The 14,354-nt window shown below is 60.0% G+C and carries 6 protein-coding genes; all 6 read right to left on the minus strand.

Going from position 1 to position 14,354, the window contains the following annotated elements; genetic code table 11:
• Window positions 1-445 precede the first annotated feature (445 nt).
• Window positions 446-7,867, minus strand: coding sequence for a Spy0128 family protein (locus ABHU32_RS04780; protein WP_346979188.1), 7,422 nt, complete (start codon window positions 7,865-7,867; stop codon window positions 446-448).
• A gap of 719 nt (window positions 7,868-8,586) precedes the next feature.
• Window positions 8,587-8,928, minus strand: coding sequence for a 4Fe-4S dicluster domain-containing protein (locus ABHU32_RS04785; RefSeq protein ID WP_346979190.1), 342 nt, complete (start codon window positions 8,926-8,928; stop codon window positions 8,587-8,589).
• Between the two features lie 7 nt (window positions 8,929-8,935).
• Complete coding sequence (locus ABHU32_RS04790) at window positions 8,936-10,024, minus strand: hydrogenase large subunit (protein ID WP_346979192.1); 1,089 nt, start codon at window positions 10,022-10,024, stop codon at window positions 8,936-8,938.
• Window positions 10,025-10,029: 5 nt separating this feature from the next.
• A complete protein-coding gene (locus ABHU32_RS04795; RefSeq protein WP_346979194.1) occupies window positions 10,030-10,746 on the minus strand; it encodes an NADH-quinone oxidoreductase subunit C in 717 nt (238 codons plus the stop codon).
• Window positions 10,746-11,333 (minus strand): NADH-quinone oxidoreductase subunit B family protein, encoded by a 588-nt coding sequence (locus ABHU32_RS04800; protein ID WP_346979195.1) that lies wholly within the window; start codon window positions 11,331-11,333, stop codon window positions 10,746-10,748. Before ABHU32_RS04800 ends, ABHU32_RS04795 begins: the two co-directional genes overlap by 1 nt.
• A gap of 12 nt (window positions 11,334-11,345) precedes the next feature.
• Window positions 11,346-14,228: a proton-conducting transporter transmembrane domain-containing protein gene (locus tag ABHU32_RS04805; protein ID WP_346979197.1), complete on the minus strand. Its 2,883-nt coding sequence runs from the start codon at window positions 14,226-14,228 to the stop codon at window positions 11,346-11,348.
• Window positions 14,229-14,354: the final 126 nt, after the last annotated feature.

Consider the following 14,354-nt stretch of genomic DNA (forward strand, 5'->3'; position numbering starts at 1 on the left):
TTCTGTATGGTCGGAGGTTCGCAATCCGGCCCCGTAAACCGGCATAGTTTTGTTCGAGCAACCCTGCACGAGCGCCTCCGCAAGCCTTGCGGGATCAAAATGATCCGTTTTCCTCCATCCCCAAGGGATCAGCCGGAACCGCTCGCCACGAAATGGGCCCATCTACTACGTTTGACTCGATACCCCCGACCATACCCGCTTTTCATGAAAAACCGCAGGCGTTCTACCTGCGGTTTTGTTTTCGCGTTTTTTAGCATGGTTGGGGGTAAGGGACTAAACGTAGTAGATGGGCCGGTTTCGTGGCGAACCCTTCTCGCCTACGCACAAAAGCGCCGCCACGGAGGAGGGAGATACCTCCGTGGCGGCTGGGGGTGGGGGTGGGGGCTATGTTCTGGCTCCCCGCCGGCCGCCCGGGGCCTTTTGGCCCCGGGCGCTGCCAGCGTGCCTAGCGCTTACGGATACCCCAGACCAGGGCTCCGACGCCGGCCATGGCGATGACGAATGCCATGAGCAGTGCGGCGGCCTGCTGGTCACCCGTGGTGGGCAGGAAACCCTTGACCGTCTTGACGATGTTCGTCACGGTCTTGGGCGTGCCGGGGTCGGGCGTCGGCACGGGCGTCTCGGGCTTCTTGTACGTGTTGTTGAACACGATACCCTCGACGCTCTTGTCGCCCTTGGTAAAGGCAACGTTCGCCTTGAGGTTGCCCTCGCCGTCGTCGACCACGTTGACGGTCGCGGTAAAGACGGACTTGTCGTAGGTCATACCGGCCTCGTCGCCCTTGACCTCGCTGATGGTGTAGACGTACGTACCGGGCTCGTCGTACTCGAACTTGTCGAAGTTGATCTTGCCGCCGGCATCGTTGGTAACCGTAGACTCGATGTCCTCGCCAACGAGCTTAAAGCTAAACTCGTCCTTCTTGAGCTCGCGTCCCTCGAGCACCTTGATGGCGCCGATGGAAACCTGCGTGGGCATGGCGTGATACTTGTTGGTAAAGCCAGCCGACTCGGTGGTTCCCTCGAGCTTGTGCGTCGCGGTCAGCGCGCCGTCGCCGTTGTCGGAGACGGTGGTCACGACGGTGTAGGTCGTGCCGTCATAGGTGACGCCCTTGTACAGGCCGAGCGCGTTGGGGCAAGCCTCGCGCAGCGTGTACGTGTGCGTACCGGGCGCCTCGTAGCGAATCGGGCTCAGCGTAACGTTACCGTTGGCGTCGTTGGTGCCACTAGCGACAGTCACGCCGTCCTCGAGCAACTCAAACGTGAACTCGCCAGCTGCAAGGTCGCGGCCGGTCAGACGCTTAACCGTCTTGACCTGATCGGTCACGGAAGAATCGGTAGGCGCCACGCCGTACGTGTTGGTGAACGTAAAGGCCGCACCGTCGCCGCCGTCGCGCTTGACGATCAGATGTCCGGCACCGTCATCGGTCACGGTGTAGGAAACCTTGCGCGTGGCGTTGGTGTCGTTGGTCACGCCAGGGGCGCTACCGGACTCGGCCACCGTGTAGGTAAAGGTGTGCGAGCGCGGGGCAGCGGGATCTGCGGGCTCGGACTCGTCGCTGGGCTCGTCGGCGTTGGCATCAGCGTCGGCGTCGGCCTCTTCAGCCTCTGCCTCGTCGGCCTCAGCCTCGTCAGCTTCGTCTGCCTCGGCCTTATCGGTCGCATCGTCCGTCACGCCCAGGGCGCGGTTGAGGTCCTCGAGCGTAAAGTGGATCTTGCCAAAGTCCACGTTGCCGGCCGCGTCGTTGGTTGCGGTCGTGCGCTCGGGCATCGGGGCACCCGCCTCGTCAGCGGTCACGGTAAAGGTAAACTTACCCACGATGTCGGCCGGGGTCAGGCCCTCGGCTGCCTGGAGCTTCTTGGTGCCAGCGAGTGCGGCATCAGCGGCATCGGTGCCGTAGACGTTCTCGAACACGGGCTCGACGCCACCGTAGTCAGGCTTTGCCGTCAGGGTACCGTCGCCGTTGTCGACGACGATGACCTTAAAGCTAAAGCTCGACTTCGCGGCAGTAATACCCTTTGCTGCGAGCGGGGACGTGTACTCAAACGCCGTGTAGTTGATAGTCCACGCAAGATTCGCATCCGTGTCGGTACGGATGGCGCGCTTGGCGTTTACCAGATCGGCGAGCATCTCGGTCGTGTAATGCAGAGCGCCAAAGCTCACCTGGCCGTTAACGTTGGTAACGCACGTACCCTCGATGGCTTCCTTCTCGCCCGCATAGGCGATGCCAAAGTAGAACTCGCCGTCGGCCAGCGGACGACCGGTCAGGGTCTTGGTGGCAACGACCTGAGCAACGGCACCACCAGGTGCATCGGTCGTGGCGCTATAGCTGTTGCGGAACGGAACCACGGCGCTCTCGACCGTAGCGGCACCAGTCTTGTACTCGGTTACCAGCGTTCCCTTGTCGGGGTTGCCAGTAACGGTCGTGGTGGCAGTGAGCGTACCAGCGCCATCGTCGGCGATAGCGATCGTCACGGTGCGTACGGCCTCGTCGTAGGTGTAACCGGGCTGGCCGTCATTCTTCTCGGCCACGGTGTACGTAAAGGTCTTACCTGCGTCAGCCTGCGTAAACTTGACCTCATGACCCGCCAGGATGTCAATCAGGCCGACCGTTGCCTCTGCCGTCGCAGGGGACTTGTACACGTTGGCGCCCTCGTGCAGGCCGAGCGCGTTGGCAGAAGCTGCGTCGACGGGCGTCACGGTAAAGGTAAACTGGCCCTCGGTCATGGGACGTCCGGAGAGGGTCTTGCTGAGTTTAAGACCGCCGGCCGCGGCGTAATCGAGCTCAGAGCGGTACGTGTTGGTGAAGCGGCCGTTTTCCTTCTTGGTAACGTTGGCGGTCAGGACGCCCTTGCCGTTATCAGTCACGGTCACTTCGGCGGTCGCGACATGTCCGTCATACGTCATGCCTGCCGCGTTGCCTGCATTCTCGCGAATCTCGTACTTGTAGGTTCCGGCAGCCGTGTAGTGGATCTTGCCGAACTTGATGGCTGCGATGCCGTCCTTCGCGTCATTCTTGCTCACGGTCACGGTTGCGGGGTCGGGCAGCGGGGTGCCCTCGGGGGCGGTGATGGTAAAGCTGAACTTGTCCCCCTCAGTCCACTTTCGGCCGTCAATGGCCTTGCTCAGGCCAAAGTCGAGCTCTGTGTCGATCGGGGTCACGCTGTAGGTGTTCTTGAACTCGGCGGGCTCGGTGCCCTTCAGGACATGCTCGGCCTTGAGAGTGCCGTCGCCGTTATCGGTGATGGTGGTCTCGATGGCGAACTTGGCATCGCTGTAGGTGATACCGCCGGCGTTGCCCTTGGCCTCGCGCAGCGTGTAGGTGTGCTTGCCGGGCTTGTCGTACTTCACGGCGTTCATCGTGATCTTGCCTTCGGCATTGTTGGTGCCGGTGGCGACGACCTTGGCGTCCTCGCCCTCGCCCTCGCCCTCGACGAGCTCGAAGGAGAACTCGCCCTCAGCCATGTCGCGTCCGGTCAGAACCTTGGTCGCGGTGATCTGGTCGGTGACGCTGAACTCGTCAGGATTCGGCTTGTAGCTGTTGTTGAACTTCGCCTCGTCGTCGCCCTTCAGGACATGCTTCGCCTCGAGCGTGCCGTCGCCCTTGTCGGTGATGGTCGTCTCAATGGTGTAGGTCTTGCCGTCGTAGGTGATGCCGTTGTTGGCGTCGCCCGGGACCTCGCACAGCGTGTAGGTATGCTTGCCGGCAGCGGTGTACTCGATGGGGCTCATCTTGATCTTGCCGCGGGCGTCATTCTTGCCGGCGGCGACAACGTCGTTGCCCTCGACGAGCTCGAAGGAGAACTCGCCTTCCTTGAGATCGCGCCCGGTCAGGACCTTGGTCGCCGTGATCTGATCAGTAACACTGAAGCTCTTGGGGGTTACGGTGTAGGCGTTCTCGAAGGTCGCCTTGTCAACATTCTGCAGCTTGTGCTCCACGCTGAGGGTGCCATCGTTGTTATCCTTGACGGTGGTCACAATAGTGTACTCAGCGGTGCTGTAAGTAATGCCGTTTTCGGTGGTGCCGGCCTTGGTCTCGCGCAGTATGTAGGTGTGCTCGCCAGCCGCAGTGTAGGTGACGGGATCCATTACGATCTTGCCGTCGGCATTGTTGGTACCGGTAGCGACCACGTTATTGCCCTCGACGAGCTCGAAACGGAAATCGCCAGCCTTGAGGTCGCGCCCGTCCAGGACCTTGTCCGCGGTGATCAGGTCGGTGACGCTGGAGCTCTTGGGGGTCACGTTGTAGGAGTTCTTGAACTCGGCAACCTTGACGTCCTTCAGAACATGCGTGGCGCTGAGCGTACCGTCGCCGTTGTCCGTGATGGTGGTCTCGATGGTGTACTTGGCATCACTGTAGGTGACGCCCTTGCTGGTGGTTCCGCCCTTGACCTCGCGCAGCGTGTAGGTGTGCGTTCCGGCCTTGGTGTACTTCACGGCGTTCATCGTGATCTTGCCATCGGCGGCGTTAGTGCCGGTGGCGATAACCTTGGCGTCCTCGCCCTCGCCCTCGACGAGCTCGAAGGAGAACTCGCCGGCAGCAAGCTCGCGCCCGGTCAGGAACTTGGTCGCGGTGATCTGGTCGGTGACGCGCGTCTCAACAGGCGTCACGTTATAGGTGTTGGTGAACGTAAATGCCACATCGCCATCCGACTTGCGGGACACCCTCAGATTACCCTCGCCGGACTCTGTCACGGTGAAGGAAACCGTACGCGAAGGCTCGACGTCGTTGGTCACGCCAGCGACCTCGCCGGACTCTGTCACGGTGTAGGTAAAGGTGTGCTCGCGCTTCTCGGGCTTCTTGCCCAGAGCCTTGTTGAGATCGTCGAGCGTAAAGGTGATCTTGCCAAAGTCGACCTTGCCCTTGGCATCATTGGTCACGCTCGCGTTCGCGGGCATGGGTGCGCCCTCTTCACCGGTCACGGTAAAGGTGAACTTACCGGTAATGTCAGCCGGGGTCAGGTCATCAGGAACCTGCAGATTCTTCTTGCCCACAAGCGATGCCTCGACAGGCGCGGCAGTGTAGGTGTTCACAAACTCGTTGCCGGCGTCGCCGTAGACAGCCGTCGCCGTCAGGGTACCATCGCCGTTGTCGACAACGGTCACATATGCGTCAATTGCCGCCGTGGTAGCGCTCACGCCCGCAGGCAGCTCGCCGGTCTGTTCGGCAGCAATGTAATGAATGGTCCACGTGGGCTTGTCTGCCCTGGCGTCAAACGACGCCTTGTCTTCCTCGACAAGCTTGGCAAGCGACTTGGTCGTGTACGTCAACGGACTGAACTCAACCTTGCCACTCTTGTTGGTTGCGTTCAGCAGGACCTCGTCGTGCCCCGCGTAGCTCAACGTAAACTTGAATTCGCCGTCGGCCATCAGGCGCCCCGTGAGCGTCTTGGTAGCCTCAAGAGTCAGCGGGGTTTCCGTCTTGGCGCTATAGGTGTTCGTGAACTTAGTCTCACCCGAGGTCTTTTCAACGTCGGCCTTAAGCTCGCCCCTGGCGTTAACCGTCACAGTCACCTTGAACGTGGCAACGTTCTTGCTGTAGGTAATGCCACCGGCGTCGCCCTTGACCTCGCGGACCTCATAGGTGTACTCGCCCGGCTCGGCATGAGTAATCTTGCCAAAGTTAATGGCTGCCTTGCCCTTGTCGAGATCGGCATTGGTCACAGTTACGGTCGCGGGGTCGGGCATCGGGGCATCATTCTCGGACGTCGCTGAGAGCTCAAACTTAAACTCATCCGCATCCGTCCAATCGCGGCCCTCGAGCACCTTGGTCAGGCCAAAGCCGGCCTTGGTATCCACCGTTGTTGGCGTCACGTTAAAGCTGATCTTGCCGTTGTTGCCCAGGTGAACGTCAACCTCCGTGGCGTTCGACTTAGCAGATGTGTTGTTCCACTTGGGATTGAGCACGTCGGCCGCAGTGCCGGTGGGGTTACCGCCCACGCGCTCCTTGGTGGTGTGGAGCTCGTCAATAAAGGCCAAGCGCGCGGTTCCCTTGCTAAACGACAGGTTTCCGCTCGCGTCGGGCACGATGGCGCCCTCAAAGCTCGCGGCGTCTCCGCCGGTAAACTCAATAACGGCAATACGGGATTCGGCCTTACTGTCTGCGCCCAGCGCCTCGAACTCATCCTTGTAGTAATAGATGCCCTCGGCAGCCAGCGAGCCCGTCGCAGGCGTTGTGCAGTTCTTATCCGTGTAAATGGGAGTCTGCTTCTGGAAATAGTAATAGCGGTTGGTGTCGGCAGGCTCAAAGTTCGCGATCGTATCGCCCAGCGCGCCAGCGTTCCACTTGTTCGCGTAGAAGTTAACGGTCTTGGAACCGTTCTCCGCGGTGGTCGTATTGCTCTTGATGTAGTCCTCGAGCCCCTTTACGTTCTTGGGCGTAAACAGGTTATCGAGCGCTTCTTTCTTAACGCTTGAGGTGTAGTTCACCTGAATGGGCTCAGTATTGTCGACCGTAAGCACGCCGTCGGTGATCTTAAAGTGGCGCAGCGGAATCAGCGACGCAGGAATCTTAACCGTTACGATATCGCCGGTCTGAGGCTTGCCCTCTTCGGCATGCTGAACGGTGATGACCAGGTTCGCAGCGGCACCAGTAAATGTATAGGTGTCGACATTGCCCTCAGTCTTTATTGCCGGTTTGGCAAACGTTTCGCCGTTGTACACGACAGACGTAAAGTTGTCGACCTGCATAAAGTCGCCCAGCTCGTCAGTAAACGTAATGTAGCCAGACTTATGCTCGCCATAACCGCCGTGAACTTCGGTCGGGTAACCAGTTTGGACAATGCTTCCCGAGATCTCTTCGAAGATCTTCTCGAGCTCGTCGGCACTAGTTGCCGACTTGTAGTAATCGGAGTTTTCTGCACGTGTGCCAAGCTCATCGCTCTTATACGAATTTGCGTCGGGATAATTGCTCGACACGGCATGCATGAACTTATTCTCTCTGCTTGTGCTCTTTTCCGTGGGGACGTCATTGGGATTTGCACCGTCAAAGATGCCGATAGCGTAAATGTCGGTACCTTTATTCTTGAGGTTCTTGGCGCTACGGATGGCGCTATTGGCAACCTCGGCCTCGAATCCACTGGAACTCGTAGGTGAGCCATCGGTGAAGAAGACGACGACCTTCTTGGCGTCGGCGCGATCAGACGAAATGCCCTCAGCCAGCTGTAAGCCATAATCGGCTCGCGTGGCGCCAGCGGGACTGATGGAGTCGACCGTACCCTTAAGGCTCTCCGCGTCCTCGCCCTTGCAGAGCGTCAGCTTCTTCATGGTCTGCGAGTAGTTGCAGATGGGTCCTCCCCACCAACCATCGTGATATGTTTTGTTGCCAAGCTCAGGAGTCATATCGCCTGCAAACTTAACGATGGCAACCTGATGCTGCTTGGATTCATCTGTGATGCTTTGGTTTTGCGTGGCGATGGTGTCAATAAAGCGATTGGCGGCCGTCTTCAGCGCGTCAATACGCTTGGTACGGTCGCTTCTACTCATCTCATCATCCATCGAGCCTGAAGCGTCCAACACCATCACGATATCGAGCGGCTTGCCGGAAACCGTCGTATCGGATGTCGAAGAGATGGCTGACAGCGTGGTCAGGAAATCCGACTCTTCGTTTGCCGCGGTTTCCTTGACCGTCTTGTCGGTCCAGATTCGGCCGACGTTTTGAGTTGTTACTTCCTTGCCGTCATAGCCGCCGGCCCAGAACTTCCAATAGTTGCTGGTATCGGGGTCGACGACCGTTTTTCCGGTCATGGCCGGTCCGTCCATTCCTGTGCTGGACCTGGCGTTGGCCTCGGGCAGCATGGCAAATGCTGCAGCCGGCAACACAAGCACTACGGCAAGTATCACCGCCAAGAGACCCCTCGTGTACTTACTCATCGCGTCTCCCTTCTCGCGGTCTCAGACCTTGCATCAGCCTAAAGTTACGGAATGAGACACAATTAGGGCAGGTGACACATGTTCCAGATTCGGTTTTGGGCGTGAGACAAATGTCTCACCAAAGTTGAGACACGAGGGTTTTCGCAGGAAAACGGGTGCGACTCGGAGCCATCAGGCAAAAATGATCCGTTTTCCTCCGTCCCCGGGGGATCAGTTGGTAACGCTCGCCACGAAACCGGCCCATCTACTACGTTTAGCCCGATACCCCTGACCATAACCGCGTTTTACGAAGAACCGCAAGCGTTCTACCTGTGGTTTTCTTTTCGCATTTTTTGCCGTGGTTGAGGGTAGCCACCCAAACGTAGTAGATGGGCCCCTTTCGTGGCAGACGGGTCACGTGGCAGCCCTCGCAAGGCCAAAATGGTCCGTTTTCCTCCGTCCACGGGAGTTAAAGGGCTGTTACGGATATGGTGCTATTTCAAAACTATGCCGGATTACGGGGCAAAAGCCGGAGCCCTCATTCATACCTTCATTTTTTCAAAAACAGCAAGCAGTCTACCTGCGGTTTTGTTTTTGCGATTTTCTGTATGGTCGGAGGTTCGCTATCCAGCCCCGTAATCCGGCATAGTTTTGTTCGTGGTGGCCCGACCGCGCGCTCACGCGCGGGGCCGGTGGGGCAATTTTGCCCCACCGGCCCCTATTCCAGCTCTATACCAACGCTACTCCGGCTTGGTTTCTACCGTGGGAGTCTTGTCCGCCGCAACCGGAGTACGGGCGGTGTCCATAGCCAGGCAGTGTTTGGGACAGCTCTCGATGCACTCGCCGCACACCACGCAAGCGTACGGATCGATCGACCAGGCACCGCCCTTGCGATCGACCGCGAGCGCGCCCGCCGGGCAACGGCGCGCGCACATGCCACAGCAGATGCACACGTTCATGTCGTTAACGATATGTCCGCGCAGGCGCTCGGGCGCCGTCAGCTTCTCCTGCGGATAGCACACCGTGACCGGCTGCTTGACCATAGAGCCCAAGGCCGTCTTGGCAAATGTCAGCAAACTCATGCCGCGCCTACCTTTCCGTGCAGCTAATACAGGGGTCGATGGTCAGGATAATCATGGGCACGTTGGCAAGGAGCACGCCCTGCAGCGCATGTGTCAGACCCGCCAGGTTCTGCGACGTTGGCGTGCGCACGCGGAAGCGGTCCAGGTTCTTGGTGCCGTTGCCGCGCACATAGTAATACGCCTCGCCACGCGGCTGCTCAATCACAACCTCGCCACGCGCGCCGTCGGCCGGCGTGAGCTTGGTGCGCCCGCCGATGCCGTCGTGTGGAATCTTGCCGACAAGCTCCTCGATGATGTCCATGGCCTGCGTGACCTCGGCACAACGCACCTGGCAGCGGGCATAGCAGTCGCCATCGGCGGCAACGATGGGCTCAAACGCAGCCAGATCCGCATAGGCGCCGTCGCCGAACATGCGCACGTCGTAATCCACGCCCGAGGCGCGACCGAACGGGCCGACCATCGACAGATTCAGCGCGTCTTTCTTGCTGATCACGCCCACGCCATGCAGGCGCTCGCCACAGCTGTCGTCGTCCAAAAACGTATGCACCAGGGCCTCGTAGTCGGGGCGCATGGCATCGAGCGTCTGGACTATACCCGCCAGCTCGGAGTCCTCGATGTCGTGCTTAAGGCCGCCGATCTCGTTAATCGACAGAATCACACGGCCGCCGCACGTGCTCTCAAAGATCTTGAGAATCTGCTCGCGCAGCGTCCACGACCGATAGAACAGCGCCTCAAAGCCAAAGGCGTCGGCGAGCAGGCCCAGCCACAGCAGATGCGAGTGAATGCGCGAAAGCTCGTGCAAAATGGTGCGGATATACTGCACGCGGCCGGGCACCTCGATGTCGAGCATGCGCTCGCAGGCGCTGGCATAGCCATAGCTGTGGCCCACGGCGCAGATGCCGCAGATGCGTTCGGCGATGTAGCCAAACTGGTGCATATCGCGCTTTTCGGTGAGCTTCTCGAGTCCACGGTGCACAAAGCCGATCTGCGGAATTGCCTCGATGACGCGGTCGTCCTCGATCACCAGGTCCAGATGAAGCGGCTCGGGCAGCACCGGGTGCTGCGGGCCAAACGGAATAACGGAGCGATGTGCCATGGACCTTACGCCTCCTTTTTCTGCTTGTCGCGGGCGGCCTTGGCGGCAAGCGCCGCGCGGACCTTGGCCGCTTTCTCGGGATCCATGGTAGCGAGCTTTGCCTCCATCTCGGCAGCCTTGAGCGCGGCCTTCGCAGCAGCCTCATCGTGCTGAGCATCGGAGCCGGCAGCCGCAGCGGGCTGAGCAGCGGCGCCCGCGGCATCGCCGGCGCCCGCAGCGCTCTCCCCTGCAGCAGCCGCAGCCGCGGCGGCCTTCTCGGCCGCGGCCTTGCGCGCCTTGGCCTCGGCAGCGGCACGCACCTTCATGGCTTTCTCGCGCGCGGCCTTCACCTCGGGCGTGATAACGCTCATGGGTTCGGTAGTCGAGACCTGGTAGAAAAAGCCCTTAAAGTCGATCTGCATGTCGGTGATGGCAAGACCAAACAGGTCGTGCGCTTCGTTTTCAAACGGGAATACCGCCGGATAGTACGAGCTGATGGACGGAATCTCCTGGTACTGGTCGATGCCCTCGACTACCAGGTTCTCAATCGCATAGCTACCGTCCTGCGCAATATGCTCCTGAGCAGCGCGGACGTTGATAAACGTATAGACCAGGCGATACGATCCGTCGTCCACACAGCGCTCGGCATGCATCTGCACAAAGCGCGCGCCGGCACCCTTGAGCGCCTGGACATGCGACAGAAGCTCGTCGATCCCAACGGTGGCATAGATAGCCTTTTGCATTACTCGGCCTCCTTTGCAGCGACGGGCGCTGCGGGTTTCTCGGCAGGCGCGTCACCGGCACCATCAGCCCCGGCCCCCGCAGCCACAAACCCGTCCTCGCCCAGCTCAACGCCACCGTCCCAGGTTGCGGCACCGCCCACGGTGAGCGGATCGCCACCGGCGCGCATCACGGCCTCTTTCTGGTCCAGGATGCCGCACGCCTCCACGATGGCATCGATCACGGTCTCGGGGCGAATGGCGCACCCGGGCGCGTACACATCCACGGGAATCGCGCGGTCCACGCCGCCGATCACGTTGTAGGCATCGCGGAACACGCCGCCCGAACACGCGCAGATGCCGCAGGCCACCACGCACTTGGGCTCGAGCATCTGGTTGTAGATCTGGCGCACGACGGGCAGGTTCTGGGCATTGACCGACCCCGTCACCAAAAAGATATCCGCATGCTTGGGGTTGCCGGTGTTGACCACGCCAAAGCGCTCCGCATCGAACAGCGGCGTGAGCGAGGCCAGCACCTCGATATCGCATCCGTTGCAGCTCGAACCGTCGTAATGAATAACCCACGGCGAGCGCGACATTTTATGATCCATGGATGCCGCCTCCTAAATAAACACGTCGACGAGGATGGGCATAAGGTTGAGCAGGCCAAACACCAGCGCCACGCCCCATCCGAGCCTAAAGCAGCTGCGCCAGGTGCTGCGTGCGAAGGTGTTGTCGATCAGGACCTCGACAAAATACGTCGCGGCCATCACGACCAGGGCTACAACCCAGCTCACGGGGTTGTCCCAAACAAAGAACATGCCCACCCACATCAAAAACAGCACGGTCTCGCACCAGTGCATAAGGGTCATCTTGGCCAGCGTGCCGCCGCTCATCTCGGTGGCGACGCCCTGGACGATCTCCTGATGCGCATGATGCGAGTACGAAAGGTCAAACGGCGACTTGCGCAGCTTGATGGTAAGCACCGCGAGCAACGCGAGGAAAATGGGTGCGCTGTACACGATGATGGGGACCGACTGCCCCGTCACGGCGATGGAATCAAAGCTGTCGGTGGCAAGGTACAGGCCCACGCTCATCAGCAAAACGGCGGGCTCGTAACTCATAACCTGCAGTAACTCACGATCGGCGCCAACCTGGGCAAACGGGCTTTGCGTCGAGGCGGACGCCAGCACCACAAAGATCGCGGCGAGCGTCACCATAAAAGCGCACAGTAGCGTGTTAGAGCCCGACACAAAGATGCCGCCGCCCACCACGGTAAAGATGAGCGCGCACGCCATATAGGTATCGTCCATGGTGTTTACGCTGGCGGGGGCCTTGCGCAGCAGCTTGGCAACGTCGTAGAAGGGCTGCAGCAGGCGCGGGCCCACGCGGCCCTGCATGCGGGCGGACAGCTTGCGGTCGATGCCGTCGATCATGCCACCCACAAGCGGCGCCAGCAGGGCAAACGCCACGGTGCCAATAAAAATGCCCACGACACCCGAACCTTCAAAATACTTGCCGCGCAGCACCGAGGGCGCACTCATGGCAAGTCTCTCGGGCCCAATCCATGCGCAACACAGCAGCGCAAACAAGATAATGCTGCAGCACACGACGCTACCCGCGGGGCCAATACGCTTCTCGCCAAGGGCGTCCTCCGAGTACCAATTGCGCTTTTCGGCCTTCACCTCGTGTCCCATCGAGCCGCGGAAATGGCGATATTTGTCGGTTCCCACGCCCGAAAGGTACACGTTGACGTGCGGCTTATTGCTCACGCGGAACGACGTCAGCAGCACCACGGCGATAAACGCCACGATAACCACCATCAGATACATGGAGTCCTTGCCAATAACGTACGGCACGCGGCCAAACACCATGGCCAAGTAAGGCGACACCAGACCGCTCGAGATAACCGGGAACGCCACGCAGCACAGAATCAGCAGCGCGGCGATGGTGTTGAGGGCCATCCATTCGGTCTTATGGACATTGACCTCAACGTTTTGAGCCGTGGGGTCGACGCCCGAAAGCTTGGCAAGCCACTTGCCCCAGAAGAAGAACGTCGTGGCCGAGCCAAAGGCAAGCACCATGATCATGAGTACGTTGCCGGTCTGTGCAAACGCCACCAGGGCGCCCCACTTGGACACGAGCATGCCAAACGGCGCCACAAACATGCCCATGATGCCCAGCATCATCAGGCGCGTCAGGTGAGGCATGCGGCTGAACATGCCGTCCATGTCCTCGATATTGCGGCTGCCGATATGATGCTCGGCCGTGCCCACGCACAGGAACAGCAACGACTTGGCCACCGTGTGGAACAGGATCAGGAAGATGGCCGCCCATACGGCCTCGGGCGCACCGACACCCAAGCAGGCGCTGATGAGACCCAAGTTGGAAATGGTGGAGTACGCGAGCACGCGCTTGGCGTTGCTCTGCGAAATGGCCATGAGAGCGGCGAGCAAAAACGTGATGGCACCCACACTCGTAACCATAAAGCCGGTCACGGGATAGATGGCATAGAGCGGGCTGAGCTTGACCATCAGGAAGACGCCGGCCTTGACCATGGTGGACGAGTGCAGCAGGGCGCTCGTGGGAGTAGGGGCAACCATGGCACCCAACAGCCAAGTGTGGAACGGCATCTGTGCGGCCTTGGTAAGGGCGGCGAGCGACAGCAGAATGACCGGCATCACCAGCAGCGCGGATTGTGCGGTTCCAGCACCGGAAAGCTCGATCATGCCCGAGATGGTCAGCGGCATGCCGTTGACGTGCAGATACATGAGTCCGGCCAAAAACGCGATACCGCCCAGCATGTTGAGGATGATCTGGATGAAGGCGTTCTTGATGGCCTCGGGCGTGCGCGTGTAGCCAATCATAAGGAACGAGCACACGGTAGTGATTTCCCAGCCGCAGAACAGCCACTCAAGGTTGTCGCTCGTCACGATGACGAACATGGCTGAGAGGAACAGGAACATGAGCGCCAGGAACTGCGGGCGTCGGTCGGGCGCGGTCTGCCCGCGCAGCGCAGCCTCGTGCTCATCGTGCGCTTGGAAGTCCTTCATGTAGCCCAAGGCATACACGCAGATTAGGCTGCCGACAATGCCGACGGCGAGGACCATGATCACGCTCATGTAGTCTAGGTAGAGCGGCGTCGCCGTGACGGCTTCGGCCGCGGGCAGCGTCATGGCTGCAAAGGCGAGCGAGCCCACCAGCTGGACTATGCCGAGTACCGTTGTGAGCGCGTTCCCATATTTGAACGCGTTGTACAGGATAACGGCGCACAGAATCACGTCGATGGCGGAGCTGATGATCGAGAGCACATGCGAGGTGCCGGGGGCAACCTCAAAGCTCTGCGGACCCGTGCCAAAAAACATGACGGCGACTACAACTGTCACCGCCATAATAATGCCGGAACCTATGAGCCCCACCGCATCGCGGGCGCGGTCACCGCGCGCGAGCAGCATGCCCAGCGCCGGTACCAGCGGAAACAGGGTAAGGAAATACAGTAGCGTCATACCATCACTCCCCCATGCAAAAACGCTGCAATTGTTTAACGTTATAGCTCAATTGAGGAGCAGCGGCGGCAGGTTTTCGGTCAACTGGGGAGTTTTAGGCGTACGGGGTAAGGGCACGTCCGCTTT

This window comes from Collinsella aerofaciens, assembly GCF_039758965.1.
Lineage (GTDB): Bacteria > Actinomycetota > Coriobacteriia > Coriobacteriales > Coriobacteriaceae > Collinsella > Collinsella aerofaciens_BR.

Bases quoted from the DNA above. Each gene is read 5' to 3' on its own strand.
- ABHU32_RS04790 (WP_346979192.1), bottom strand. From the start codon at position 10,024: ATGGCACATCGCTCCGTTATTCCGTTTGGCCCGCAGCACCCGGTGCTG.
- ABHU32_RS04780 (WP_346979188.1), bottom strand. From the start codon at position 7,867: ATGAGTAAGTACACGAGGGGTCTCTTGGCGGTGATACTTGCCGTAGTG.
- ABHU32_RS04795 (WP_346979194.1), bottom strand. From the start codon at position 10,746: ATGCAAAAGGCTATCTATGCCACCGTTGGGATCGACGAGCTTCTGTCG.
- ABHU32_RS04800 (WP_346979195.1), bottom strand. From the start codon at position 11,333: ATGGATCATAAAATGTCGCGCTCGCCGTGGGTTATTCATTACGACGGT.
- ABHU32_RS04785 (WP_346979190.1), bottom strand. From the start codon at position 8,928: ATGAGTTTGCTGACATTTGCCAAGACGGCCTTGGGCTCTATGGTCAAG.
- ABHU32_RS04805 (WP_346979197.1), bottom strand. From the start codon at position 14,228: ATGACGCTACTGTATTTCCTTACCCTGTTTCCGCTGGTACCGGCGCTG.